The following is a 25,883-nucleotide window of genomic DNA, read 5'->3' as shown; positions in this document are numbered from 1 at the left end:
GCCCCCCTCAGGACAGGATCTCCTTGAGAATCCTGATCAGATCCTTTTCGCGCACCGGCTTCACGATGTAGTCGCGGGCGCCCTGCCGCATGGCCCAGACCTTGTCGGTTTCCTGGTCCTTGGTGGTCACCATGATGACGGGAATGCCGGCGGTGAGCGGGTCCTGGGAAAGCTGGCGGGTCGCCTGAAATCCATTCAGCCCCGGCATGACCACATCCATCAGTATCAGATCGGGCTTGACCTCACGGGCCCGGGACATGCCTTCCTCGCCGGATGAGGCCGTGACCACCGTATAGCCATGCTTTTCCAGCATGGAGCTGATCACATGAAGCTCGGTGGGGGAGTCATCGACCACCAGGATACGCGCCATGACAACGTCTCCGAATTGATTCCTGCCCCGGATCGAATCCTGAGGGGCCTGTGCATGCATGACAGGTGTCCACCGGGCGCCTTCCCGGCCGCCACAGGCGCGACACCATGAACCGTTACTGTTTCCGGACGTGCTGGCGAATGGCCCCCAGCAGATCATCCCGGGTGAAGGGCTTGGTCAGATACTGCTCCGAACCCACGATCCTGCCCCGGGCCTTGTCGAAGATGCTGTCCTTGCTGGACAGCATGATCACGGGAGTCTGCCGAAATACCCGGTTGTGCTTGATCAGCGCGCAGGTCTGATAGCCATCCAGGCGAGGCATCATGATATCCACGAAAATGATGTCCGGCTTATGCTCGGCAATCTTGGCCAGGGCCTCAAAACCGTCCGTGGCGGTCACCACCTCACAGCCGTGTTTCTTCAGCAGTGTCTCGGCAGTGCGACGGATGGTCTTGCTGTCGTCGATCACCATGACCTTGAGACCGGAGAGATCCTCTTGGCCGACATTGTCATCCTGGGTGTATTCGTTCACACCGCCCCCGATACATCATTGTTTGCAGACAGGGCCTTGAATTTACTCCATGGTCTGGAGGGTATCAAACAAAACTGCCGGCATGGTTTCACAACACGGGGTGGTGAGAAATCTTTGTCAGTCATTTATCTTGTGCGCATGTCGAACAAATTGCATCCACTCTTCCCCAGATCGTACGAGGTTGCCCGATGAACGGCGCTCCGACCCGCCTGGGTGTGGTCATGGACCCCATCCAGACCATCCAGGTCAAGAAGGACTCCACCCTGGCCATGCTGCTGGCTGCCCAGGGACGCGGCTGGCAGCTTCACTACATGGAGCAGCAGGACCTGTGGATGACGGCCGGCCGGGTCCATGCCGCCTCCCGTCGCCTGACGGTACGGGACGACCCCGATCACTGGTTCGAACTGGGCCGGCCGGAAGAACATCCCCTGGCGGCGCTGGATGTGGTGCTGATGCGCAAGGACCCCCCGTTCGACATGGAATACGTCTACAGCACCTACCTGCTGGAACTGGCAGCCGCCGAGGGCTGCCTGGTGGTGAATCGCCCCGACAGTCTGAGGGATGCCAACGAAAAGCTCTATACCGCCTGGTTTCCCCGGTGCTGCCCGCCCAGTCTGGTGACCCGCAGTCCGACCCGCATCCGCCAGTTCATGGCCCAACAGGGGGAGATCGTGGTCAAACCCCTGGACGGCATGGGAGGAGCATCGGTATTCCGTCTGGTCCCGGGCGACACCAACACCGGCGTGATCCTGGAAACCGTCACCGATCACGGGCGTCGCAGCGTCATGGCGCAACGCTTCCTGCCCGAGTACCGCCAGGGCGACAAGCGCATCCTGCTGGTGGACGGCGAGCCCGTCCCCTATGCCCTGGCCCGCATCCCGGCGGAAGGCGAGGGGCGTGCCAACCTGGCCGCCGGCGGCCGTGGCGAAGGGGTCCCGCTCACTGAACGGGACCGCTGGATCTGCAGTCAGGTGGGGCCGACCCTCAAGGAAAAGGGATTGATCTTCGTCGGTCTGGACGTGATCGGTGACTACCTCACCGAAATCAATGTCACCAGCCCCACCTGCATCCGGGAACTGGATGCCCGGTTCGGGCTGGATATCGGTGGACAGCTGATGGATGCCATCGCCCGCTACCTGGGAGCCCGTCCATGACCCGCTACCAAAGCAAGATGTCGCCGGGCATGCGCTTCGCCCAGGCACTGGCAGCCTTGAGCCTGGTCCTGCTGCTCGGTGCCTGCGAGCGACCGGAGATCCACCGGGATCGTTTCATCGCCTTCGGCACCCTGGTGGAACTCAATGTCTACACTGCGGACCGGGAACTGGCCGCCCGGGCCTCCGAGTCGGTGCGGACCGACCTGGAGTACATGCATCGGGCCTGGCACGCCTGGGAACCCGGCCCCATGGGTCGGACCAATGAACTGCTGGCTACCGGTCTGCCCTTCTCCGCCAACCCCTCCGTGCTGCCCCTGATCCTGGATGCCCGGCGCCTGTCCGAGGCCAGCGAGGGCCTGTTCAATCCAGCCATGGGCGCCCTGTTCGCCCTCTGGGGCTTTCAGTCGGACGAACCCCGGGGGCCGCCCCCGGACCCGGAACAGATCCGGACCATCCTGGAGCAGGCCCCGAGCATGGCCGATATCGAGATCGACGGCATCCGCATGCGCAGCCGTAACCCGGCGGTACGGCTGGACCTGGGCGCCTACGCCAAGGGCTACGGTATTCATCAGGCCATGGAGCACCTGCGTGAGATGGGCGTGGAAAACGCCATCCTCAATGCCGGCGGCGACCTGCGGGCCATCGGCCGCCCGGGCAACCGCCCCTGGCGCATCGGTGTTCGCGCCCCGGACGGACAGGGCGTCCAGGCCGCCATCGAGACCCGCGGCGATGAGGCGATCTTCACCTCAGGGGATTACGAACGCTATTACCTTCATGAAGGGAAGCGCTATCACCATATCCTGGACCCCCGCAGCGGACAGCCTGCCCGCGGCACCCATTCCGTGACCGTCATCCATCACAATGCCGCCGAGGCCGATGTGGCCAGCACCGCCCTGTTCATCGCCGGCCCCGGGGACTGGCCCGGGATCGCGGCTCGACTGGGGGTCGACAAGGTGATGCTGATCGATGACGACGGCATTGCCCACCTGACCCCCGCCATGGAAAAACGGGTGAAATTCGAAGGCACACCGCCGGAGATACGCATCACCCCCCTGCCATGATGACCCGTGCCGACGCCTTCGTGATCCTGCTCGCCACCCTGCTGGTGGTGGGCAGCTATGCCTGGCTGTGGACACCGTCCACCCCTGCCACCCAGGTGCGGGTCGTGGCCGGTGACCGTGAGATCGCCCGCCTGCCCCTGGATCAGCCCCGGCAACTGGAAGTCTCCGGACCTGCCGGCATCACCGTAGTGGAGATCCGCGATGGCGCAGCCCGCTGCGCCGCTTCACCCGGCTCCCAAGGTATCTGCCAGCAGGCCGGCTGGCTGCGCCGGGCGGGCGACATGGCTGTGAGCCTGCCCAACCGGGTCATCATCGAGGTGCTGGGAGACGAGTGGGCGTTCGACAGCGTGAATTATTGATGCAGCTGCCGACCACCCGCGAAGACCATCGCATTGCCTGGTTGGCCGCCCTGGCCATCGCCGTGCATATCCTGGAGGCCGCGATTCCAAGCCCCCTGCCCGGCGTCAAGCCGGGGCTGGCCAACGTCATCACGGTACTGGTGCTGATGCTGTTCGGCTGGCGCATGGCGGTGTGGGTCACCCTGCTGCGGGTGCTGGCGGGCAGCTTGGTCATCGGCACCTTCCTCAGCCCCACCTTCCTGCTCAGTGCCGCCGGTGCCGGCTGCAGTCTGGCCGTGCTGGGCTTGGCCCACCGACTGGCAGGCACCCGGCTGAGCCCCCTGGGCCTGTGCGTCCTGGCGGCCCTGGCCCACATGACGGGCCAATTCCTGCTGGCCTGGTGGCTGTTCATTCCCCACCCGGCCCTGCTCAAGCTGCTGCCGGTCCTGCTGAGCTTTTCCCTGGTGTTCGGGCTGGTGAGCGGTACAATAGCCGCCATGATGTACCAGCAGGTGTCCCGACCCTCGTGAACGCCATGACGGCCAACGCCGCCCCCATCACCGCCACCGACCGAATGGGTCTGGCCCTGTTCGTGGCCGTCGCCGTGCACGGCATCGTGATCTTCGGCCTGGGATTCGAATTTTCCTTCAGCCGGCCCAAGGCACAGAACCCGACCGTGGATGTAGTCCTGGTCCGGACGCAGTCGGAGACACCTCCGGAAGCAGCGGAGCTGCTGGCCCAGGCAGACCAGACGGCCAGCGGCCGGGAAGATCCCGAAGGCCGCCCCGGCAGCCCCGTCACCGCGCCCATCCCCCTGCCCACCGACGGCCTGGCCCGGGAGCAGAGCCGGGCGGCCGCGCCCGAACCGGTGCCCATGGAACAGATGGAGGTGATCACGGCGCTCGCGCCCCGGACCCCGCCGGTGCCCGAAAAGGTCACGGAAGCCCCCACCCCCGAGCACCCCCTGAGCGCTCGGGAGCTGATGGAACGCAGCCTGGAGATGGCCCGGCTCAGCTCGGAACTGAGCGAGCAGGATAGCTACCAGGCCCCGCGCACACGCACCCATTACGTGGATGCACTAAGCGCCAAGTCCGCGGTGGAAGCGGCCTATGTGGATGCCTGGGTGCGCAAGGTGGAACAGGTGGGCAATCTCAACTACCCGGACGAGGCCCGCCGTCAGCGGCTCAACGGCTCTCTGGTCCTGAGCGTTCTCATCGATCGGGAGGGCCGGGTCCTCAGCATCGAGGTCGGCGCCAGTTCCGGTGAACGGGTGCTGGATGATGCCGCCCGGCGCATCGTGGAACTGGCCGGCCCCTACGCGCCCTTCCCCGCCGAGATGCGCCGCACCTATGACCAGCTCATGATCACCCGCACTTGGGTATTCCAGGGCAACCAGGGCGTCAGAACCCGCTGAAGCGACCGGCGCAGCGGGCTAAATCCGGAACCGTCCCACCCGGTCCTGCAGTTCTGCGGCAAGCCGGGCCAGCTCGTCGCTGGCGGCGGCGATCTGGGTGGAACCGTCCGCTGCCTGCTCCACCCCACTGCTGATGCGGACCAGGGAGCGGTTGACGTCCTCGGCCACCGCCGACTGCTCCTCGGCCGCACTGGCGATCTGGGTGTTCATGTCGTTGATGGTGCTGATGGTCTGAGTGATGGTCCGCAGGGCCTCGGCGGCTCGCTCGGCCGAGGCCACACCGTCGGTGGCCTTGGCATGTCCGGCATCCATCACCCGGGCGGCAGCCCGGGCCGCGGACTGGAGCTTCTCGATGATCCCGTTGATCTCCTGGGTGGAAGACTGGGTCCGGGTGGCCAGGCTGCGTACCTCGTCCGCCACCACGGCAAAGCCCCTTCCCTGCTCCCCGGCCCGGGCCGCCTCAATGGCGGCGTTCAGGGCCAGCAGGTTGGTCTGTTCGGCAATGCCGCGGATCACCTCCAGCACAGTGCCGATGGACTCGGCATCGTCCTGAAGGCGGTGGATCACCGCCACCGCCTCCTGGACCTCCCGGGCCAGTTCACCCACCTCCCGGGAGGTTTGCTGCACCACCCGAGCACCATCCTGGGCAGCCCGATCCGAAGACGAAGCCGCATCCGCGGCCAGGGAGGCGTTGCCCGCCACCTGGGTGACGGTGGCGGCCATCTGAGTCATGGCGGTGGCCACCTGTTCGGTCTCCGACTGCTGTTGCAGGACCTGTTCGCTGGCCTGGCGACTGGACACCGCCAACTGCTCCGCCGCCGCACCCAACTGGCCGGTGGCCACGGAGACCTGTCTCACCAGGGTGTGCACCCCGCTCACGAAGGTGTTGAAGCTGCGCGCCAGATCGCCGAATTCATCGTGGCGGTTGTCCCTCAGCCTCTGGGTAAGGTCCCCATCCCCCGCGGCAATCCGGTCCAAAGCCAGGCGGGTTTCCGTCACCGGGCTGACGATCATCCGCGCTACCAGAAGGATAATGCCCACCAGCAACAGCAACGTGATCACGAACACCAGTACCAGGGTCAGGGTCAGCTCCCGAGCCGTGGCCATCAGGTAGTCGGCAGGAATGGCCACGGCCATGGACCAACCCGGCGTATGGGGAATGGAGTGATACGCCACCTTATAGGCACGCCCGTCATGCAGCGCCAAGTCTGCCAGTCCCTGCCCGCCGTCCACCATGCGCCGCGCCAGCCCCGCATAGTCCTGCCCGCGGGACTCCAGGGCATTGGAAGTCATGCGCAGGTCGGCATCAGGATGGGCGATGTAAACGCCCTGGGAACCCAGCGCCCAGGCAATGGCGCCTGACTGATCCACGGCGTCGCCGACGATATCCGTCAAGGTATCCAGCGTCACCGTCACCGCCACCAGACCGATGACTTCACCCCGGGCGTCCTTGACGGCGTGGGCGAATACCGTGATCGCATTCCCTGTACTGCGGGAATAGACCGGGTCGGTCACCAGTGCTTCACGGGTCTTGCTGCGCACAATCTGCTGAAAATAGGCCCGATCAGCCAGATTGGAACGGTGGCGATTGTGGTAAAAGGCTTCCCCTTCCGTGTTCAGGAAGAACAGCACCTCGTACTCATCGCTCATGTGTGCGCCGAAATGCTCCAGCAGTTGCGAGATGGCATCGGTATCTCCCGAACTCAGGACATGCGTCTGAGCCAGGGTGCGCACCACCGCCATGTGGGATTCCACCCACCAGCCCACGCTTTCGGCACCTCCCGACGCCATGGTTGCGGCGGAGTCCTCTATGATCGCCACCACCCGGTGATTGACCTGGGAAATGACGATGACGGCCACCAATCCAAAAGCCAGCGCCATCGGCACACCGAAAAGGACCAGCATTTTGGGCAGAAGCCGGAGTCGGTTAAGCATCTCACCATCCTGAAAAAAGCGCCGCTCAACACATTGCGGCACGAAGACCGCAGTTTGCTATCGAAACATTCTTCTCAAGGTGGCGGCCCCCCGGCCGGAATCTTGAGATTCAGGCAATACCCATCGCATTTCGGGTTCAGCCGATTCCGAAGCGGCAGGACACACGGTGGGCAACGGCACTCAGCCCAGGGCCGGACCGGACAAGGCCGACAATCATCGGTGACGCTACGACCGGACATGGGGACAGTGTACACTAGACGCCGGATTCAGCCGCGACACCCAGACCTATGCGTAGCGCGAACTTCACAGACCAGTTCCTGATCGCCATGCCCACCCTGGCGGACCCCAACTTCCATCATGCCGTCACCTACCTGTGCGAGCACACGGATGAGGGGGCCATGGGCATCGTCATCAACCATCCCACGGATCTCACCCTGGAGATGGTGCTGGACCACATGGGCATCAGTGCCAAGGTGCCCACCGGTCAGGTCCGGGTCTATAACGGCGGCCCGGTGCAGCCGGACCGTGGTTTCATCCTGCACCCGGCCGATCGTCGCTGGACCTCCACCATGCAGGTGAGCGACGGCATCGCCGTCACCACCTCCCGGGATATCCTGGAGGCCATGGCCGAAGGGGGCGGTCCCGACACCTACCTGATCGCCCTGGGCTATGCCGGCTGGGGGCCGGGGCAACTGGAGCAGGAAATCGGTGAAAACGCCTGGCTCACCTGCCAAGCGGACGTGGACATCCTGTTCCGGCAGCCGGCGGAAAAACGTTGGCAGGCTGCCGCCGGTCAGCTCGGAGTGGACCTATCCCTCATGAGCGGCCAGGCAGGTCATGCCTGATACCCGCACCCTGCGCCGCAAGAGGGACCAGGACATCGGCACACCCGGCACGGTCTTCGGCCTGGACTACGGGGAAAAACGGATCGGCGTGGCCGTAGGCAATGGGGTCACCCGCACCGGCACCCCCCTGGAGACCCTGCCTGCCCGCAACGGCATCCCCGACTGGCAGCGCCTGGACACCCTGATCCGAGAATGGCAGCCGACCCTGCTGGTGGTGGGCCTGCCCGGCACCCCGGACGGCAGTGAACACCCACTGGCCCGCCGTATCCAGGCCTTCTGTGACCGCCTGCGGGCCCGCTACGCCCTGCCGGTGCGGCAGGTGGACGAACAGTTCAGTTCTGCCGAGGCGGAGTCCCATCTCAAGTCCCAGCGCCGGGAAGGCCGGCGGGGGCGCATTCGCAAGGAAGACGTCGATGCCGTCGCAGCGGCCGTCTTCCTGGAACACTGGCTTGCCCAAGAGATCGTTTCATGACCGAACCTGTCAGCACCCTTCTGGACCGCATGGCGGAGGCCCTGCGCCGCCACCTGTCGGAGCAGCACATCAAGGACCCCGCCCTGGTGGGCATCCATACCGGCGGGGTCTGGGTAGCCGAACAGCTGCACCGGCGCCTGGGTCTGAACGAACCCCTGGGCAAACTGGACATCTCCTTTTATCGGGACGACTTCAGCCGCATGGGCATGCACCCCCAGGTGCGGCCGTCCTCCCTGCCCTTCGCCGTGGATGAGCGCCATATCCTGTTGGTGGACGATGTCCTGTTCACCGGCCGCACCATCCGCGCCGCCATGAACGAATTGTTCGACTATGGTCGCCCGGCCTCCGTGATGCTGGCCGTGCTGGTGGAACGGGACGGACGGGAACTGCCCGTCCAGGCCCAGGTGGTGGGCCGGCACCTCAAGCTGCGTGCCGACGAGCAGGTGAAGCTGCGGGGACCCGACCCCCTGCGTCTGGACATCGTCAAACTGGAGCCTGCGTCATGATCGATCAGGATAGCCCGGCCAAATCCCGACCCGCCGCCGGTCCCCTGCCACCGTCCCTGCAGTTCAATGCCCAGGGGCGGCTGCGGCACCTGCTCACCATCGAGGGACTCTCGGGGGCCCTGATCACCGAGATCCTGGACACCGCCGAGTCCTTTGCCGGCATGAATGCCCAGTCGGTGAAGAAAGTGCCCCTGCTGCGGGGCAAGACGGTGATGAACCTGTTCTTTGAGGCCAGCACCCGGACCCGGACCACTTTCGAACTGGCGGCCAAGCGCCTGTCGGCGGATGTGCTGAACATCAACATCAGCACCTCGGCCACGGTGAAGGGCGAAAGCCTGCTGGACACCCTCAGAAACCTCCAGGCCATGTACGTGGACATGTTCGTGGTGCGCCACGCGGACAGCGGCGCGGCCCACTTCATCGCCCGCCATGTGGCGCCCCATGTGAGCGTGCTCAATGCCGGCGACGGCCGCCACGCCCACCCCACCCAGGCCCTGCTGGACATGTTCACCATTCGCCGACACAAGGGGGATTTCACCCGCCTGAAGGTGGCCATCGTGGGTGACATCCTGCATTCCCGGGTGGCCCGTTCCCAGATCCACGCCCTCAACCTGCTCAATACCGGCGAAGTCCGGGTGATCGGCCCCAAGACCCTGCTGCCTGCCTATGTGGAGGATCTGGGGGTGCATGTGTTTCACGATATCCGCGCCGGCCTCAAGGACGTGGACGTGATCATCATGCTGCGCCTGCAGAAGGAACGGATGGAAAGCGGCCTGCTGCCCTCCGAGCACGAATTCTTCCAGCTCTGGGGTCTGACCGAAGAACGCCTGGCCCTGGCTGCGCCGAACTGCATCGTCATGCATCCGGGACCTGCCAACCGCGGCGTGGAGATCGACTCCCGGGTGGCGGATGGCCCTCAGTCGGTCATCCTGGAACAGGTCAGCAACGGCATCGCCGTGCGCATGGCGGTGATGTCCACCATCATGGGCGGCAGCGTGAATCAGGGGGGCTCGGCATGAAACTGCTGATCGAACAGGGCCGGGTAATCGATCCGGACAACGGTGTGGACCAGGTCACGGATCTATACATCCAAGGAGAGGAGATCGTTGCCCTGGGAGCCCCCCCGACCGAGGATTACAGCCCGGACCGGCGCATCAATGCCCATGGCCGCTGGGTACTGCCCGGCCTGGTGGACCTGTCCGCCCGACTGGGTGAACCGGGACATGAGCAAAAGGCCACCATCGCCTCCGAAACCCGCGCCGCGGCCAGTGCGGGCATCACGACCCTGGTGTGTCCGCCGGACACCAGTCCGGTGGTGGATTCTCCGGCCCAGATCGAACTGATCAACCGCCGTGCCCGCCAGGCCTGCGGTGTCCGGGTCCATGCCCTGGGTGCCCTGACGGCGGGCCTCAAGGGGCAGCAGCTGTCCGACATGGCGGCCCTGAGACGGGCCGGTGCCCTGGGCATGAGCCAGGCCCTGCGGCCCATGGGCAGTCACCTGCTACTGCGCCGAGCCCTGGAATACGCCGCCAGCCATGACATCACCGTGTACCTGCATCCCATCGACTGGTCCCTGGCGGGACAGGGCTGTGCCCATGAAGGGGCGGTAGCCACCCGTCTGGGCCTGCCGGGCATCCCGGAAGCAGCGGAAACCGCTGCCCTGGGCGTGCTGCTGGCCCTGGCGGCCCAGACCGAGGCGCGCATCCATGTCTGCCGACTCTCCACAGCGCGCGGGGCCGCCATGGTGGCCCGAGCCATCGAAGACGGCCTGCCGGTCACCGCCGATGTCTGCGCCCATCAGCTGTTCCTGACCGAGATGGATGTGGCGGATTTCAACAGCCTGTGTCACGTGATACCGCCGCTGCGCACCCTGCGGGACCGGGACGGCCTGCGCAAGGCCGTGGCAGAGGGCGCCATCGCAGCCATCTGTTCGGACCACCAGCCCCAGGAGGCGGACGCCAAGCTGGCGCCCTTCCCGGCCACCTTGCCGGGCATGTCCACCCTGGAGACCCTGCTGCCTCTGGCACTGCGGCTGGCGGAAGAGGGAGTGCTGCCGCTACCCGAAGCGATAAGGCGGATCACGGCGGGGCCGGCCCGCATCCTGGGACTGAAGGTGGGCACCCTGGGCGTGGGCGCCCGGGCGGACATCGCCATCGTCGACCCGGAGCGGGGCCATGCGCCGGGGCCGGACAACTGGCTCAGCGCCGGACGCAACAGCGCCTTCTTCGGCTGGGACTTCCGGCCTCGGGTAACGCACACCCTGGTGGCGGGACGGGTGATCTTTGAATTGCAGGCCCGACAGGTATAAGCGGGGCCTTTTGTGGAGACTCTCTGATGAACAAACCCCATCGCGGGACCATCTTCGTGGAAGATGCCCCGATCCTGTCCCATACCGCCCATGCGGGCGATCAGCACGTCCTGCGGGTAAAGGCGCCCCAGTGTGCCGCCCATGCGCGGGCCGGCTGCTTTGCCCATCTGCAGTGCGATCCCCAGTTACCCATGCGCCGCCCGCTGTCCATCATGCGGGTGGATGCCCATGAGGGCTGGGTGGAATTTCTCTACAAGGCCTTAGGCCAGGGGACACAGCTACTTTCCCGACGTCAGGTAGGTGAGAAGATCAACCTGATGGGACCCATCGGCAAGCCCTTCACCCTGCCCCATGGGGATCGCCCCCGCGCCCTGTTGCTGGGCGGCGGTGTGGGTATCCCGCCCATGGTGTTCCTGGCCGACGCCATGCGCAAGGACCCGGTGAGCGAGCCGTTCGTGATCATGGGCTCCGAAGTCCCCTTTCCTTTCAAGGCGTCTCCCTCCCGCATCCTGGTCCCGGGCATGCCGGAGGGGGTGATTGCCGCCATGCCCCTGCTGGAAGACTGGGGTGTGCCCTCCCGGCTCACCAGCCTGGCAGGCTTCCCCGGTTGCCATGAAGGTTATGTGACGGATCTGGCCCGCCACTGGCTGGACGCCCTGTCACCGGAACAGCGTCGACAAGTCCAGGTCTATGCCTGCGGGCCCCATGCCATGCTGGAGGCCTGTGCCGCCCTGGCCCGGGAATACCACCTGCCCTGCCAGGTTTCCCTGGAGGAATACATGGCCTGTGCCGTGGGCGGCTGTGCCGGCTGCGTGGTCAAGGTGCAGACGGACCAAGGCAGCAGCATGAAGCGGGTCTGCGTGGACGGGCCGGTGTTTGAGGCGAAGTCGGTGTTCGGCTGAGCAAGAGACAGCCGCTTTCCGCTATTCCTTGATTTTGGTTTCGGACAATGGCCGCAGGGTTTCGTCGAAGCCCTTGCGGCCGTCGTTCTTGCCGCGGATGGCAGGATCGCTGTCTCCAGGCATGGCCAGGTCGTCATCGTCCTTCTTGAGGCTCTTCACTCCGCCACCGAAGTGGATGCGCCATTCCAGATCGCCTCGGGAGTCGGCCTTGGCCAGGGCCTCCGGCAAGGTCACCAGTCCGGCCTTGTAGAGTTCGAACAGGGACTGATCGAAGGTCTGCATGCCCACTGACCCGCCCTTTTCCATGACTTGCTTGATGGCATTGATCTCGCCCTTGCGGATCAGTTCGGAGATATAGGGGGTGTTCACCATCACTTCCACCGCCGGCAACCGATTGCCCTCCTTACCCAGCAACAGGCGCTGGGAAACGATGCCCCGCAGGTTCAGCGACAGGTCCATGAGAATCTGCTGCTTGGACTCGGGGGGAAAGAAGTTGATGATGCGGTCCAGGGCCTGATTGGCGTTCACCGCGTGCAGGGTGGACAGGGCCAGATGGCCGGTATCCGCATAGGCGATGGCGGCCTTCATGGTATTGAGATCCCGCACCTCGCCGATCATGATCATGTCCGGCGCCTCACGCATGGCTTCGCGCAGGGCATTGTCATAGGACAGGGTGTCCAGCCCCACCTCTCTCTGACCGATGATGGACTTCTTGTGAGTAAAGCTGTACTCGATGGGGTCTTCGATGGTCAGGATATGGCCGGTGGTCGTGCTGTTGCGATGGTCGATCATCGAGGCCAGGGTGGTGGACTTACCCGATCCGGTGGCCCCCACCACCAGGATCAGGCCGTTGTCATGCATGACCAGTTCCTTGAGCACCGGCGGCAGTTTGAGCTGCTCGATGGTGGGGATCTCGCTTTTGATGAAGCGGATCACCATGGAGACCTCGCCCCGTTGCACGTAGATGTTCACCCGGAAACGCCCCAAGCCCTCCAGCGAGATCCCCAGGTTCATCTCCTTGTCCTGCTCGAAGGTCTTGATCTGACGCTCATCCATGATGTCATAGGCCATCTCCTTGACGGCCCCCGGCTGCAACGGCTGCCGACTGATGGGACGGATATCCCCCTCAATCTTGACGCAGGCGGAAGCCCCTGTCGTGAAGAACAGGTCGGAGGCGTTCTTCTGGGCCATCAACTTGAGATAGGGTTCAATGAGCATGGTCGTTCAGGCGCCGGTTATTTGAGCAGCCCGGATTCCTCCGGGGTGGCCTCCACCTCCAGTCCACCCGTGTCATCCAGCAGGTTCTGTCCACGGGCACGCTTACTGTCCAGCTTGATGCGCAGACGCAGGTCATTGACGGAGTCGGCGTTACGCAGGGCGTCCTCGTAGGTGATCCTGCCGATCTCGAAAAGCTGGAACAGGGCCTGATCGAAGGTCTGCATGCCCGCTTCGGTGGACTTGGCCATGAGCGACTTCATCTCATGGATCTCGCCCTTGAAGATCAGGTCCGACATCAGCGGGGTGTTGATCATGACCTCCACCGCCGGCACCCGTCCCTTGCCGGTGGCCAGGGGAATCAGGCGCTGGGACACCACCGATTTGAGGTTCAGTGACAGATCCATCAGCAACTGCTGGCGGCGCTCCTCGGGAAAGAAGTTGATGATGCGATCCAGGGCCTGGTTGGTGCTGTTGGCATGCAGCGTTGTCAGACACAGATGACCAGTCTCGGCGAAGGCAATGGCATAGTCCATGGTCTCGCGGTCGCGGATCTCGCCGATGAGGATCACGTCCGGGGCCTGGCGCAGGGTGTTCTTGAGGGCAATCTCGTAGTTTTCCGTATCCACCCCGACCTCACGCTGAGTCACCAGGCAGTTAACGTGGGAGTGAACGAACTCGATGGGATCCTCGATGGTGACGATATGCCCGTAGCTGTTCTGATTGCGATAACCCACCATGGCGGCCAGGGAGGTGGACTTGCCGGAGCCGGTGCCCCCCACGAAGATCACCAGACCGCGGCGGGTCATGGAGACATCCTTGAGCTGTATGGGCAGACCCAGATCATCCAGGGAGGGGATATCCGAGGTGATCACCCGCAGCACCATGCCCGAAGAGCCCCGCTGGGTGAAGGCATTCACACGGAACCGGGAGATCCCGGGCAGGCTGATGGCGAAATTGCACTCCTGGGTGCGCTCGAACTCCGCCGCCTGGCGATCATTCATGATGGAGCGCACCAGCACCTGGGTATGGGCCGGTGACAGCGGCTGATTGGTGATGGGCGTCATCTTGCCATCAATCTTCATGGACGGCGGCGCACCCACGGTGATGAACAAGTCCGACCCCTTCTTGCTCAGGAGAGTCCTGAGCAGATCGTGCATGAAACGTATGGCCTTGTCGCGATCCATGGAACAGCACCTCGTGCGGTCGGTGGCGAGTGACGCAGGCTACAGATGGTCCGGGTTGGCGGCCTTTCGGCGAGCCTCTTCCTTGCTGATCAGACCCCGCTGCAGGAGCTCCTTGAGGCTCTGGTCCAGGGTCTGCATGCCGACGCCCTGGCTGGTCTGGATGGCGGAATACATCTGCGCGATCTTGTTCTCGCGGATGAGATTGCGCACCGCCGGGGTGCCCAGCATGATCTCGTGGGCGGCACAGCGGCCGCCACCAATCTTCTTCATCAACGTCTGCGAGATGACCGCCCGCAAGGATTCCGAAAGCATGGCCCGCACCATATCCTTTTCCGCGGCGGGAAAGACGTCGACGATACGGTCGATGGTCTTGGCGGCGGAGCTGGTATGCAAGGTGCCGAAGACCAGATGGCCGGTCTCGGCTGCGGTCAGTGCCAGGCGGATGGTTTCCAGGTCACGCATTTCCCCCACCAGAATGGTGTCCGGGTCTTCGCGCAGGGCGGAACGCAGCGCCTCGTTGAACCCCAGGGTATCCCGGTGCACCTCGCGCTGGTTCAACAGGCATTTCTTGGACTCGTGGACGAATTCGATGGGGTCTTCCACCGTGAGGATATGGCCGTACTCGGTCTCATTCTTGTGATTGACCATGGCCGCCAGGGTGGTCGACTTGCCCGATCCGGTGGGTCCGGTCACCAGCACGATGCCGCGGGGATATTCGGAGATCTTCTCGAAGATCTTGGGACAGCCCAGCTCTTCCAGGGTCAGGATCTTGGTGGGAATGGTACGGAAGACGGCGCCGGCACCCCGGTTATGATTGAAGGCGTTGACACGAAAGCGGGCCAGCCCCGGGATCTCGAAGGAGAAGTCGGTTTCCAGATGCTCCTCGAAATCCTTGCGCTGCTTGTCGTTCATGATGTCGTACACCATGCCGTGGACTTCCTTGTGTTCCATGGCGGGTACATTGATCCGGCGAACGTCGCCATCCACGCGGATCATGGGCGGCAGGCCCGCGGACAGATGCAGGTCGGAGGCACCGTTCTTGACACTGAACGCCAGCAATTGGGTGATATCCATCCAGCCCCCTATGTTGAATTCGACGTCCTGTCCTGCACCTTGCCCCGGGGATCCGGCCACAGGGACCCGCGGAGTACAAACGGGCACAGCGCAACAGGTGACGCAGGTTTCAAGCGAATATAGCATAGCCCCATGAACCAGATATGCGAACGAATCCGGGCCATGCATGGCCGTATCCAGACAGCCGCCGAACGGTTCGGACGGCGCCCCGAGGACATCCGGCTGCTGGCGGTGAGCAAGACCCACCCGGCCGCCACCGTCGCCGCGGCCCTGGCCTGCGGCCAGCAAGCCTTCGGGGAAAACTATGCCTCGGAGCTGACGGAAAAGGCGCATGCCCTTGAGGGCCGGGATGTGACCTGGCATTTCATCGGCCCGATCCAGGGCAACAAGACCCGGGCCGTCGCGGAAATCGCCCACTGGGTCCACGCCGTGGATCGGGAGCGGATCGCCCGGCGCCTCAGCGATCAGCGTCCCGAATCACTCCCGCCACTGCAGGTCTGCATTCAGGTGAACGTCAGCGGCGAAGCCAGCAAGTCCGGCATCACCGCGGCGGCCCTCCCGGCCCTGGCGGAGACGGTGGCGACCCTGCCCCACCTGCAGCTGCGCGGCCTGATGGCCATCCCCGCCCCCAGCGAAGACTTCGACACCCAGCGCCGGGCATTTGCCCGTCTGCGACAGGCCCGGGAAGACCTGATCCGGCGCGGCCATGGACTGGATACCCTGTCCATGGGGATGAGCGACGATCTGGAAGCGGCCATTGCCGAAGGCGCCACCCTGGTGCGGGTGGGAACGGCGATCTTCGGCAGCCGTTCGGGTTAACATTGCCCCACACCCATCCCGCAGTCCAAGGACACAGATGAACGAGAACATCGCCTTTATCGGAGCCGGCAACATGGCCCGCAGCCTGATCGGCGGACTGGTGGCGGACGGCTGGAAGCCCAGTGCCCTGTGGGCCGCAGATCCCGGCGAGGATCAGCGCGCCCTCATCAGCCGGCGCTGGTCCGACGTCCACGTCACCGCCGCCAATGCCGAGGCCATCGCCCACTGCGAGGTGCTGGTGCTGGCGGTCAAGCCCCAGGTCATGGCCGAGGTGACCCGGGCCATCGCCCCCCAGGTGCAGGCCCGCAAGCCGCTGGTGGTCTCCATCGCCGCCGGGGTGCGCAGCGAGGACATCGAACGCTGGCTGGGCGGCGACCTGGCCGTGGTCCGTTGCATGCCCAACACCCCGGCCCTGGTGGGCAGCGGCGCCACCGGGCTGGCGGCCAATCCCCGGGTGGATGCCCGGCAGAGGGATCTGGCGGAATCCCTCCTGCGCGCCGTGGGCATGACCGTGTGGCTGGATGATGAAGCCCAGTTGGACGCCGTCACCGCGCTGTCCGGCAGCGGTCCGGCCTATTGCTTCCTCTTCATCGAAGCCCTGGAAGACGCCGGCGCCGCACTGGGCCTGCCTCGGGAGACGGCCCGCCTGCTGGCCCTGCAGACCGCTTTCGGGGCCGCCAAGCTGGCGCTGGAATCCGATGAGGATGCCGCCACCCTGCGTACCCGGGTGACCTCCAGGGGGGGCACCACCGAACAAGCCCTGGCGGTGCTGGAGGCCGGTGAATTTCGTGAACTCATGCAGCGCGCCCTCACCGCCGCCCGGGACCGCTCCCATGAACTGGCCGACCAGCTGGGTCGGGACTGAGGATCATCCATGTCACACGCCTTTCAAAACGCTGCCGCATTCCTGATCGGCACCCTGTTCAGCCTGTACATCCTGGCCCTGATGCTGCGCACCCTGCTGGCACTGTCGCGGGCGGATTTCTACAATCCCATCTCCCAGTTCCTGGTCACGATCACCACCCCGCCGCTGCGTATCCTGCGCCGGGTCATCCCACCCATCGGGCCGGTGGACAGCGCCGCCCTGGTCCTGATCCTGGTCCTGAAGATGCTGGAACTGGTCATCATCGCGGCCCTCTACGGGGCCGTGATCCCCCCCTTCACCTTGTTCATCGCCGGCATCCTCGCCATCGTGCGACTGGTCATCTGGATCTACATCATCAGCATCATCATCCAGGCGGTGATGAGCTGGTTCCAGGCCGGCGGTACGAGCCAGAACCCGGTGGCCGGCCTTGTCTACAGCCTCAACCGCCCCCTGCTCAATCCCATCCGCAAGGTGATGCCGCAGACCGGCATGGTGGATCTTTCCCCCCTGGTGGCCATCCTCGGCCTGAATGTGCTGCTGATCTTCATCAATGCACTCTGAGGATGAGGACGACGGCCGCTGGTGGCAGTGGCGGGACAACACCCTGGTGCTGCGGCTGAGACTGCAGCCCCGGGCCTCCAGGGAAAAGCTGGGGGACCCCCTGGGAGATCGACTGAAGGCCTATGTGACCGCGCCGCCGGTGGAAGGGGCCGCCAATGAGCGGCTACTGAAGATGGTCGCCCGCCAGTGCGGCGTGGCCCGTTCACGGGTTACATTGGAGGCGGGGGCCACGAACCGGGAAAAGACCGTCGCCGTGGTTGCCCCCGCTCGCCTCCTGCCGCCATTGGATGTCTGCAAGCCCCCGGCTACCAGGTAGCAAACAACATGTAGACCCCGTAACCGGCCACGGCGGCCCCCGCCAGCCCCCGCACCCAAGCCTTTCGCACCACCGTCGCCAGACGGGCCGCAAACACCCCCATGAGCAACAGATTGGGCAGAGTGCCCAAGCCAAAGGCCAGCATCAGCGCCGCTCCCTGGACGGCACCACCGGCGGTCAGAGACCAGAACAGCACGCTGTAGACCAGGCCACAGGGCAGCCAGCCCCAGACCAGCCCCAGCGCGAGGGCCTGGGGCGGGGAGCGTACCGGCATCACCCGCCGACCCAAGGGTTCGAGCCGTCGCCACAGCATGCCGCCGGCCCGTTCCAGATACACCAGCCCGCGCCACCAGCCGGCCAGATACAACCCCAGGGCGATCATGAACAGCCCCGCCAGGATCTGCAGTCCCTGCTGGGCCTGATTCACATCCGCAAGGTGAGCGGCAAACCACCCAAGGCCCCCGGCCAGGGCACCGGCCAGGGTGTAACTCATGACCCGCCCCAGGTTGTAGGCCAGCAGAAAGGGCGCAGGCCGGAGCCGCGCCCCGGGTCCCGGGCCACGAATCCCCAGGGTGAGTGCGCCCACGATGCCACCGCACATCCCGATGCAATGCACCCCGCCCAGCAAGCCGATGACGAAGGCGGCGATGAGTGTCCCCGGTTCCATGACGCCCTAATCCGGCATCAGGTCGCGAAAATCCCGGATGGCGGCAAATTCTCCGGTGTCCACGTCAGCGGCCCGTGAGTCCGGGCGGCGGACTGCCCGCAGGTGGGCAATCCCGTAACGGTCCGCGGATCGGAGCACGTCCAGGTTGTCGTCCACGAACAGGGTACGACGGGGATCGAAGGGCTCACGTCCCTGCAGACAATCCCAGAAACGGAGGTCTTCCTTGGGGCGCCCCAGTTCATGGGCACAGATCACCCGGTGGAAATGCCCGCCGAGGGCGGTCAGGGTCAACTTCAGATCCAGCCCGCGCCGATGGGCGTTGGTCACCAGCACCAGCCGGCGGCCCAGACGCTGGACGGCGGCCAGAAAATCCGGCACATGCTCGTGGACGGCAATCAGGTGAGCCATCTCCCGCTTCAGGGCGATGATGTCCATGCCCAGTTCCTGCTGCCAGTAATCCAGACAATACCAGTCAAGGGTGCCGCGGACACCGGCATAGCGTTTCATCATCTGTGCCCGCGCCTGGGCGGGGTCCAGGCCCCGGATGTCTCCATAGCGCCTGGGCAGGTACTCCAGCCAGAAATGATTGTCGAAATGAAGATCCAGCAGGGTCCCGTCCATGTCCAGGAAAACGCTGTCCACCGACTCCCACGCTAGGGGGGCGGCTGATGGTAATGTACTCATGATGCCTCGATGTCCATCGTGCTTGAAACAACCTGACCTTGGGTGATTCTCCCCAAGCCGGACTTAGATAGTACAATCCCCAGGATATCCCGTTCCCGACGGAGGGCGACAGCATGCCGATCCACCCCCGCCAGCCGCGACTCGTCTCGACCTCGAGTCCGCCCAGCCCGTTGCGCCGCGATGCCTGAAAAGCCCAGCATCCTCAATCGCCGTACCATCGCCCGCAGCCGGCTCTTTCATGTGGAAGAGATGGAATTGCTGTTCGCCAATGGCGCCCGACGCTGCTTTGAACGCCTGGTGGGTTCCGGTCACGGGGCGGTGCTGATCGTGCCCATGCTGGATCCGGATACGGTACTGATGATCCGGGAATATGCTGCCGGCACCCAATGCTATGAACTGGCCCTGCCCAAGGGACGGGTGGAGCCCGGAGAGGACCTGCTCGACGCCGCCAACCGGGAGATCATGGAGGAAGTGGGCTACGGCGCCCACACCCTCACTCGCCTGACCGCCTTCACCGTGGCCCCCGGCTACCTGAGCCACACCACCCACATCATCCTGGCCCAGGACCTCTATCCGGAGCGCCGACCGGGAGATGAACCCGAGGATATCGAGGTCGTCCCCTGGCGTCTGAGCGAGCTGGACAGGCTCATCAGCCGGGAAGACTGCACCGAAGCCCGCTCCATCGCCGCCCTGTATCTGGTGCGCGACCGACTCAAGAGATAAGCCATGTCCCTGGACGACCTGAATCTGGAGTACCTGCTCAACAATGCCTGCCGTATCGCCCGTGAAGCGGGGGACCGCATCATGGAGATCTACGGGGAAGGCTTTCAGGTGGAGCACAAGTCCGACCGCAGCCCCCTGACCGCAGCGGACATGGCCGCCCATCGACACATCGTCGCCGGTCTGCGGGATCTGAGCCCCAGCCTGCCCATCCTGTCGGAGGAGTCGGACCAGATCCCCTTCAGTGAGCGCAGCCGCTGGCAGACCTACTGGCTGGTGGATCCGCTGGATGGCACCCGGGAGTTCATCAAGCGCAACGGCGAATTCACGGTGAACATCGCCCTGATCCATGACCATGAGCCGGTCTTGGGCGTGGTGGCCGCCCCGGCCCTTGACCGCCTCTACAGCGCCGCCCGCGGTCTGGGTGCCCATCGCCATGAGCCGGCCGCCGCGGCGGGAGAGCGGATCCAGGTGAACCGGGATCGGCGTACGCAACCGGTCATCGCCGGCAGCCGCTCCCATGGCACCGAGCGCATGCAGCAGTTTCTGGAACGGGTGGGCGAGCATGAACTCATCAGCATGGGCAGTTCGCTCAAGTTCTGCCTGGTGGCGGAAGGCAAGGCCGATCTCTATCCAAGGCTGGGCCCCACCAGCGAGTGGGATACCGCCGCGGCCCAGTGCGTGGTCTGCGAGGCCGGCGGGGTGGTCACGGACCTCAGTCTGAGTCCGCTGCGCTACAACACCCATGACGGGATACTGAATCCGGAATTCCTGGTCATCGCCGACCCGGCCCGGGGCTGGGAGGGGTATCTACCGGCATGAACGGGAGGCTCCTGTGGGAGCCGCGCCTCAGATGCGCCGCATCAGCGCCGCCTGCTGCATCAGCTGGGCGGCGATCTCCTCCACGGACATCTGGGTGATGTTCATGCAGGGAATCCCCTCCCGCTTGAGCATCCGCTCCACCGCCTTCAGTTCCCGGTTGCACTGTTCCACACTGGCATACTGGCTGTTGGGACGACGCTCGGTGCGGATCTGATGCAGCCGCTCCGCATCCACAGTCAGCCCGAACAGCTTCTTGCGATAGGGCTCCAAGGAGGCCGGTAGCGTGCCCCGGTCGAAATCATCGTCCGCCAGGGGATAATTGGCCGCCCGGATGCCGTAATTGAGCGCCAGATACATGCAGGTCGGGGTCTTGCCGGTACGGGAGACACCCATCACCACCACATCGGCGTTGGGATAGTCCCGGGTTGTCGCGCCATCGTCGTTCTGGATGGCGAAATGCAGGGCATCCATGCGCTCGGCATAGGTGCGCATGTTGCCCATGCCATGGGAGCGGCCCGCCACATGCTGAGCAGCCACCCCCAGCACCTGTTCCAGCCGCGGCGTGAAGGCATCAAAGAAATCGAAGATCAGACCCCGGCAGTGGGCCAGTTCTTCCCGGCGCCGGGCATCCACCAGGGTCGAGAACACCAGCGGCAGCTCACCATCGCTCTGGGCGGCCCGGTTGATGCGCTGCACCGCCCCATCCATCTTCTCCTTCGAGTTGATGAAAGGCAGGCTGATGGTATTGAAATGAACCTGCTCGAACTGGGTCAGCAGGGTGTGTCCCAGGGTCTCGGCGGTAATGCCGGTCCCATCGGAGACGTAGAAGACGGAACGGGTCATAGAACGAAACGGGACCTCTTGACGGGATCATGTCCACACGGACAAAAACCGGCGTTTCCCTCCGGCAATGTGGCCCAAGGGAGACGCCGGAATGACCAGCAGCCCCCGGTTGCCCGGGGGCGGATTCCCGCAGGGACGCCCCTAGGCGTCCTGACGACCTTTGGCATCCCCGGCCAGACGCAGCCAGGTCTCCACCACGGTGTCCGGGTTCAGGGAGATGGACTCGATCCCCTGCGCCATCAACCACTCAGCCAGATCCGGGTAGTCGGACGGTCCCTGACCGCAGATGCCCACATACTTGCCGGCCTTGCGGGCCGCCTGGATGGCCAGGGCCAGCAGCTTCTTCACCGCCGGATCCCGCTCGTCGAAGGTGGCCGCCACCAGACCGGAATCCCGGTCCAGACCCAGGGTCAGCTGGGTCAGATCGTTGGAACCGATGGAAAAGCCGTCGAAGAACTGCAGGAACTCATCGGCCATCACCGCATTGGAGGGGATCTCGCACATCATGTAGATCTTCAGGCCATTCTCACCCCGCTTCAGGCCCATCTCTGCCAGCAGGTTGATCACGCCCTCGGCCTCACCCAGGGTCCGCACGAACGGCACCATGACGACCACGTTGGTCAGGCCCATCTCGTCGCGCACCCGCCGCACGGCGCGGCACTCCAGCTCGAAGCAGTCGCGGAAATCCTCGGACAGGTAACGGGAGGTGCCCCGGTAGCCGATCATGGGGTTCTCCTCGTCCGGCTCGTAGCGCTCACCGGCCAGCAGGTTGGCGTACTCGTTGGACTTGAAATCGGACAGGCGCACGATCACCGGCTCGGGATGGAAGGCGGCTGCCAGGGTGGCGATGCCCTCCGCCAGCTTGTCCACGTAGAAGCTGACCGGATCCGGGTAGCCGGCAAAGCGCCGAGCCACTTCGTCCTTCAAGTCCGGCGGCAGGGTGTCGAAGTTGAGCAGCGCCTTGGGGTGCACGCCGATCATGCTGTTGATGATGAACTCCAGGCGAGCCAGACCCACCCCGGCATTGGGGATGTTGCGGAAGTGGAAGGCGCGACCGGGATTACCCACGTTCATCATCACCTTCACCGGTACCTCGGGCATGGAGTCGGTGCGGGTACGCAGCACCTCGAACTCCAGCTCGCCCTTGTAGATACGGCCTTCGTCGCCTTCGGCACAGCACACGGTCACGGCATCGCCTTCCTTCAGGCGGGCCGAACCATCACCACAGCCCACCACCGCCGGGATGCCCAGCTCACGGGCGATGATGGCCGCATGACAGGTGCGGCCACCGCGGTCGGTGACGATGGCGGCAGCGCGCTTCATCACCGGCTCCCAGTCCGGATCGGTCATGTCGGTCACCAGCACGTCGCCGGGCTGTACCCGATCCATCTCGTCCAGGTGCATGACCACGCGCACCTTGCCCGCACCGATCTTCTGGCCGATGGCACGGCCACGAACCAGCACTTCGGTGCGGGGGGAACGGATGCGATAGCGCTCGATCACCTGGCCATCAGCCCGGCTCTCCACAGTCTCGGGACGTGCCTGCACGATGTAGAGCTGACCATCCACGCCGTCCAGGGCCCATTCGATATCCATGGGACGGCCGTAGTGCTTCTCGATGATCATGGCCTGACGACCCAGCTCTTCGAGCTGCTCGTCGGTGATGCAGAAGCGCAGGCGATCATCCTCGCCGACCGGTACGGTCCGGGTGGACTGGCCGTTCTCGCCAAAGACCATCTTGATGGCTTTACTGCCCAGATGACGGCGCAGCACGGCGGGACGAGCACCGTCCAGGGCCGGCTTGTAGAGATGGAATTCATCGGGGTTGACGGAGCCCTGCACCACGGTCTCGCCCAGCCCCCAGGAAGCGGTGACGAAGACCACATCACGGAAACCGGATTCAGTATCCAGGGTAAACATCACGCCGCTGGCGCCGATATCGGAACGGACCATGCGCTGGATACCGGCCGACAAGGCCACTTCAGCGTGGTCAAAGCCCTGGTGTACCCGATAGGAGATGGCGCGATCGTTGTACAGGGAGGCAAAGACCTCATGGATGGCCTTCAAGACGCCGTCCAGGCCACTGACGTTGAGGAAGGTTTCCTGCTGGCCCGCAAAGGAGGCATCGGGCAGGTCTTCCGCGGTGGCGGAGGAACGCACGGCCACGGTGAACTCGCCCTCGGTCTCGGCCACCATCTTGTTCCAGGCTTCGGTGATGGCTTCGTTCAGGGCCGGCGGGAACGGGGTTTCCACCACCCAGCGGCGGATCCGGGCACCGGCTTCACGCAAGGCGCTGATGTTGTCCACGTCCAGATCACCCAACAGGCCGTTGATGCGGTCCGCCAGGCCTTCGTGCTGGAGAAACTCGCGGAAGGCGGCGGCAGTGGTGGCGAAACCACCCGGGACGCGAACCCCGGCTTCGGACAGGCCATGAATCATCTCGCCCAGTGAGGCATTCTTGCCACCCACGCGGGGGACATCGTTCATTCCCAGGTCCTGAAACCAGATAACGTACTTATCCATACTCCTGCCCTGTGCATACGTGAAACGGTAATTGTAGCCGGGACCATAGCCTCAAGACGAGTATTCAGCAAAGCTATTGGCCCCAAAAAAAGACTTTTATCCTTTAATACTAAACAATCGACCGGGGAAGATTCATGGGGTCCGTCCCGAATCTCTATTACAAGCAGAATCGCCTCAAACAGCTTCGAGCCTTCTGCCGGGCTGCCCGACTGGGCAGTATCTCCATGGCGGCGGAGTCCCTGTTTCTGAGCCAGCCCGCCGTTTCCCTGCAGATTCAGGCCCTGGAGCGGGAGTTCGAGACCATCTTCTTCGAACGTCGAGGTCCCCAGATCAAGCTCACACCGGAAGGAGAAACCCTCTACAAACTCGCAGATCCCCTGGTGGAAGGTATCGACAAGCTGCAAGAGACCTTTGCCGCCAGCTTTGGCCGACTGGAATCAGGGGAACTGAACGTGGCGGCGGGGGAATCCACCATCCTGTACGTGCTGCCCGAACCCCTGCGCCGCTTCGCGGAGGTCTATCCGCACATCCGCATCAAGCTGCATAATGTGACGGGTCGCGACGGTCTGGCCATGCTGCACCGGGATGAGGTGGACTTCGCCGTGGGCTCCATGCTGGAGGTCCCGGAGGACATCACCTATCAACCCATCGTGACTTACCACCCCAAGCTCATCACCCCGAAGAACCATCCTCTGGCCGCACTGGGTGACAGGATCGAGCTGGAGGATATCAGCCCCTATGGCCTCATCCTGCCCCCTCGCCATCTATCCACCTGGCGCATCGTGGACCTGGTGTTCCGGCAGCATAATGTGGACTACCACGTCTCCCTGGAGGCCGGCGGCTGGGAAGTGATCAAGAAGTACGTGGAACTGGGACTGGGCATTTCCATCGTCACCGATGTCTGCCTCACGGGCAAGGAACAGCTGGCGGCCATGCCGCTGGATCGTTTCTTCCCCGCCCGCAGCTACGGGATCGTGCAGCGCATAGGCCGGCATCTTTCACCCCAGGCCAAACGTTTCATTACCATGATGGAAGCCGCCCATGCCGGTCCGAAAATGGGGTCCTCATCACCGTCCCGACGGGAAGAGGACGTTTAAAATTGTGAACTATTACCGATTCCTGGAGATACCCATGCATCACCCTCGGCTCCCCACGCTTGTCGCTGCCCTGTGTCTGCTCCTGTTTCCGATACAGGTTCTGGGTGACGCAGAACAGGCGCCCCCGGAGCAACAGCGGATCATGGGCTGGGTGGAACGCGTGGAGATCCTCCCCGAAGGCATCCAGCTCAAGGCCAAGATGGACACGGGCGCCACCACGTCCTCGCTCAACGCCCTCAACAAGAAGATCTTTGAGCGGGACGGCCGGGAATGGATCGCCTTCGATATCATAGATCCGGAAGACGAACAAAACACCGTACGCATCGAACGTGAAATCGCCCGCTATGTGCGCATCATCCGCCACGACGGCAACCATCAACGCCGCCCCGTGGTCCGCATCGGCCTGTGCATGGGCGAGGTCTACCGTGAAGCGGAAATGAGCCTGATTGATCGCACCCAACTTACCTATCAGGCCCTGGTGGGACGCAACCACATGAAGGAGGTGATCCTGGTGGACTCGTCAAGGACCCGCACTCAGACACCGGCCTGTACCCCACAGGGTCTTCCGCCGGAAGATGCGCCACCGGATACGGACACCACGGACCTGGACATCGAGCAGGACGAAGAAGACCCTGAAGACCGCTGATCACAAC

The 25,883-nt window shown here is 64.3% G+C and carries 29 protein-coding genes; 19 read left to right on the top strand and 10 right to left on the bottom strand.

Translation table 11 applies throughout. The annotated features are described in order from the left end of the window. Positions 1-7 precede the first annotated feature (7 nt). Together LQ956_RS11125 and LQ956_RS11120 are read right to left on the bottom strand one after the other, a co-directional pair. On the bottom strand, positions 8-370 hold the full coding sequence (locus tag LQ956_RS11125) for a response regulator (RefSeq protein WP_238621511.1): 363 nt from the start codon (positions 368-370) through the stop codon (positions 8-10). 115 nt (positions 371-485) lie between these two features. Beyond that, positions 486-842: a response regulator gene (locus tag LQ956_RS11120; protein WP_050814207.1), complete on the bottom strand. Its 357-nt coding sequence runs from the start codon at positions 840-842 to the stop codon at positions 486-488. A gap of 248 nt (positions 843-1,090) precedes the next feature. Between LQ956_RS11120 and gshB the strand changes: the two genes are divergently transcribed. Genes gshB through LQ956_RS11095 form a run of 5 tightly spaced genes read left to right on the top strand, consistent with a single transcriptional unit; the run spans position 1,091 to position 4,869 of the window. Then, positions 1,091-2,056 (top strand): glutathione synthase, encoded by a 966-nt coding sequence (gene gshB / locus LQ956_RS11115; RefSeq protein ID WP_238621512.1) that lies wholly within the window; start codon positions 1,091-1,093, stop codon positions 2,054-2,056. Further along, positions 2,053-3,117 (top strand): FAD:protein FMN transferase, encoded by a 1,065-nt coding sequence (locus tag LQ956_RS11110; RefSeq protein ID WP_430733419.1) that lies wholly within the window; start codon positions 2,053-2,055, stop codon positions 3,115-3,117. The genes gshB and LQ956_RS11110 overlap by 4 nt, the downstream gene beginning before the upstream one ends. Then, the gene (locus LQ956_RS11105) at positions 3,114-3,476 is read left to right on the top strand and encodes a NusG domain II-containing protein (protein WP_238621513.1); all 363 of its coding nucleotides are present in this window, start codon (positions 3,114-3,116) and stop codon (positions 3,474-3,476) included. The genes LQ956_RS11110 and LQ956_RS11105 overlap by 4 nt, the downstream gene beginning before the upstream one ends. Further along, positions 3,476-3,985, top strand: a complete 510-nt coding sequence (locus LQ956_RS11100; protein WP_238621514.1) for a Gx transporter family protein — start codon at positions 3,476-3,478, stop codon at positions 3,983-3,985. Before LQ956_RS11105 ends, LQ956_RS11100 begins: the two co-directional genes overlap by 1 nt. Before the next feature lie 5 nt (positions 3,986-3,990). Further along, a complete protein-coding gene (locus tag LQ956_RS11095) occupies positions 3,991-4,869 on the top strand; it encodes an energy transducer TonB (RefSeq protein WP_238630019.1) in 879 nt (292 codons plus the stop codon). Between the two features lie 18 nt (positions 4,870-4,887). On the opposite strand, the gene LQ956_RS11090 is transcribed toward LQ956_RS11095, so the two are convergent. After that, a complete protein-coding gene (locus LQ956_RS11090; RefSeq protein WP_238621515.1) occupies positions 4,888-6,804 on the bottom strand; it encodes a methyl-accepting chemotaxis protein in 1,917 nt (638 codons plus the stop codon). Positions 6,805-7,091: 287 nt separating this feature from the next. Here LQ956_RS11090 and LQ956_RS11085 point away from each other — a divergent pair, with 287 nt between their 5' ends. Genes LQ956_RS11085 through LQ956_RS11060 form a run of 6 tightly spaced genes read left to right on the top strand, consistent with a single transcriptional unit; the run spans position 7,092 to position 11,837 of the window. Next, complete coding sequence (locus tag LQ956_RS11085) at positions 7,092-7,649, top strand: YqgE/AlgH family protein (protein WP_238621516.1); 558 nt, start codon at positions 7,092-7,094, stop codon at positions 7,647-7,649. Further along, positions 7,642-8,121 (top strand): Holliday junction resolvase RuvX, encoded by a 480-nt coding sequence (gene ruvX / locus LQ956_RS11080; protein ID WP_238621517.1) that lies wholly within the window; start codon positions 7,642-7,644, stop codon positions 8,119-8,121. The genes LQ956_RS11085 and ruvX overlap by 8 nt, the downstream gene beginning before the upstream one ends. Continuing rightward, positions 8,118-8,627 (top strand): bifunctional pyr operon transcriptional regulator/uracil phosphoribosyltransferase PyrR, encoded by a 510-nt coding sequence (pyrR, locus tag LQ956_RS11075; RefSeq protein WP_238621518.1) that lies wholly within the window; start codon positions 8,118-8,120, stop codon positions 8,625-8,627. The genes ruvX and pyrR overlap by 4 nt, the downstream gene beginning before the upstream one ends. Beyond that, positions 8,624-9,646: an aspartate carbamoyltransferase catalytic subunit gene (locus LQ956_RS11070; protein ID WP_238621519.1), complete on the top strand. Its 1,023-nt coding sequence runs from the start codon at positions 8,624-8,626 to the stop codon at positions 9,644-9,646. Before pyrR ends, LQ956_RS11070 begins: the two co-directional genes overlap by 4 nt. After that, positions 9,643-10,935, top strand: a complete 1,293-nt coding sequence (locus LQ956_RS11065; protein ID WP_238621520.1) for a dihydroorotase — start codon at positions 9,643-9,645, stop codon at positions 10,933-10,935. Before LQ956_RS11070 ends, LQ956_RS11065 begins: the two co-directional genes overlap by 4 nt. A gap of 26 nt (positions 10,936-10,961) precedes the next feature. Further along, positions 10,962-11,837, top strand: coding sequence for a dihydroorotate dehydrogenase electron transfer subunit (locus tag LQ956_RS11060; RefSeq protein WP_238630010.1), 876 nt, complete (start codon positions 10,962-10,964; stop codon positions 11,835-11,837). A 21-nt stretch (positions 11,838-11,858) separates the two neighbouring features. On the opposite strand, the gene LQ956_RS11055 is transcribed toward LQ956_RS11060, so the two are convergent. The 3 genes from LQ956_RS11055 to LQ956_RS11045 are packed head-to-tail and all read right to left on the bottom strand — an operon-like array spanning position 11,859 to position 15,313. After that, positions 11,859-13,055 carry a PilT/PilU family type 4a pilus ATPase gene (locus LQ956_RS11055; protein WP_238621522.1) on the bottom strand — a complete coding sequence of 399 codons (1,197 nt, stop codon included), beginning with the start codon at positions 13,053-13,055 and terminating at the stop codon, positions 11,859-11,861. Positions 13,056-13,072: 17 nt separating this feature from the next. Beyond that, positions 13,073-14,239, bottom strand: a complete 1,167-nt coding sequence (locus LQ956_RS11050) for a PilT/PilU family type 4a pilus ATPase (protein ID WP_238621523.1) — start codon at positions 14,237-14,239, stop codon at positions 13,073-13,075. A gap of 39 nt (positions 14,240-14,278) precedes the next feature. Next, complete coding sequence (locus tag LQ956_RS11045) at positions 14,279-15,313, bottom strand: type IV pilus twitching motility protein PilT (RefSeq protein ID WP_238621524.1); 1,035 nt, start codon at positions 15,311-15,313, stop codon at positions 14,279-14,281. A 132-nt stretch (positions 15,314-15,445) separates the two neighbouring features. On the opposite strand from LQ956_RS11045, the gene LQ956_RS11040 reads away from it, so the two are divergent. From LQ956_RS11040 to LQ956_RS11025, 4 genes are read left to right on the top strand one after another with little or no spacing between them, the layout of a single operon-like run. Beyond that, a complete protein-coding gene (locus LQ956_RS11040; protein WP_238630009.1) occupies positions 15,446-16,132 on the top strand; it encodes a YggS family pyridoxal phosphate-dependent enzyme in 687 nt (228 codons plus the stop codon). A gap of 37 nt (positions 16,133-16,169) precedes the next feature. Beyond that, a complete protein-coding gene (gene proC / locus LQ956_RS11035) occupies positions 16,170-16,997 on the top strand; it encodes a pyrroline-5-carboxylate reductase (protein ID WP_238621526.1) in 828 nt (275 codons plus the stop codon). Positions 16,998-17,006: 9 nt separating this feature from the next. Beyond that, the gene (locus LQ956_RS11030; RefSeq protein WP_238630008.1) at positions 17,007-17,558 is read left to right on the top strand and encodes a YggT family protein; all 552 of its coding nucleotides are present in this window, start codon (positions 17,007-17,009) and stop codon (positions 17,556-17,558) included. Continuing rightward, entirely contained in the window at positions 17,548-17,874 is a 327-nt protein-coding gene (locus LQ956_RS11025) for a DUF167 domain-containing protein (RefSeq protein ID WP_238621528.1), read from the top strand. Before LQ956_RS11030 ends, LQ956_RS11025 begins: the two co-directional genes overlap by 11 nt. Here LQ956_RS11025 and LQ956_RS11020 read toward each other — a convergent pair. Continuing rightward, positions 17,864-18,541, bottom strand: a complete 678-nt coding sequence (locus LQ956_RS11020; RefSeq protein WP_238621529.1) for a sulfite exporter TauE/SafE family protein — start codon at positions 18,539-18,541, stop codon at positions 17,864-17,866. The two genes, LQ956_RS11025 and LQ956_RS11020, sit on opposite strands and share 11 nt — an antisense overlap. A gap of 6 nt (positions 18,542-18,547) precedes the next feature. Then, positions 18,548-19,225: a GMP/IMP nucleotidase gene (gene yrfG / locus LQ956_RS11015; RefSeq protein WP_238621530.1), complete on the bottom strand. Its 678-nt coding sequence runs from the start codon at positions 19,223-19,225 to the stop codon at positions 18,548-18,550. A gap of 180 nt (positions 19,226-19,405) precedes the next feature. Between yrfG and nudE the strand changes: the two genes are divergently transcribed. Continuing rightward, positions 19,406-19,948 carry an ADP compounds hydrolase NudE gene (gene nudE, locus LQ956_RS11010; RefSeq protein ID WP_238621531.1) on the top strand — a complete coding sequence of 181 codons (543 nt, stop codon included), beginning with the start codon at positions 19,406-19,408 and terminating at the stop codon, positions 19,946-19,948. Between the two features lie 3 nt (positions 19,949-19,951). Beyond that, complete coding sequence (gene cysQ / locus LQ956_RS11005) at positions 19,952-20,767, top strand: 3'(2'),5'-bisphosphate nucleotidase CysQ (protein WP_238621532.1); 816 nt, start codon at positions 19,952-19,954, stop codon at positions 20,765-20,767. A 27-nt stretch (positions 20,768-20,794) separates the two neighbouring features. Here the strand turns inward: cysQ and ppsR are convergent, their stop codons facing one another. Together ppsR and ppsA are read right to left on the bottom strand one after the other, a co-directional pair. Beyond that, on the bottom strand, positions 20,795-21,610 hold the full coding sequence (gene ppsR, locus LQ956_RS11000; RefSeq protein WP_238621533.1) for a posphoenolpyruvate synthetase regulatory kinase/phosphorylase PpsR: 816 nt from the start codon (positions 21,608-21,610) through the stop codon (positions 20,795-20,797). A 141-nt stretch (positions 21,611-21,751) separates the two neighbouring features. Then, the gene (ppsA, locus tag LQ956_RS10995) at positions 21,752-24,133 is read right to left on the bottom strand and encodes a phosphoenolpyruvate synthase (protein ID WP_238621534.1); all 2,382 of its coding nucleotides are present in this window, start codon (positions 24,131-24,133) and stop codon (positions 21,752-21,754) included. A gap of 134 nt (positions 24,134-24,267) precedes the next feature. Between ppsA and LQ956_RS10990 the strand changes: the two genes are divergently transcribed. Then, positions 24,268-25,230, top strand: coding sequence for a LysR family transcriptional regulator (locus tag LQ956_RS10990; RefSeq protein ID WP_238621535.1), 963 nt, complete (start codon positions 24,268-24,270; stop codon positions 25,228-25,230). Positions 25,231-25,264: 34 nt separating this feature from the next. Next, positions 25,265-25,876: an ATP-dependent zinc protease family protein gene (locus LQ956_RS10985; RefSeq protein ID WP_238621536.1), complete on the top strand. Its 612-nt coding sequence runs from the start codon at positions 25,265-25,267 to the stop codon at positions 25,874-25,876. Positions 25,877-25,883 lie beyond the last annotated feature (7 nt).

It is taken from the genome of Ectothiorhodospira lacustris, from assembly GCF_022227845.1.
GTDB classification, from domain to species: domain Bacteria; phylum Pseudomonadota; class Gammaproteobacteria; order Ectothiorhodospirales; family Ectothiorhodospiraceae; genus Ectothiorhodospira; species Ectothiorhodospira lacustris.
The sequence above is the reverse complement of the archived record's forward strand: the minus strand, read 5'-3'. Positions and strand labels throughout refer to the sequence as shown.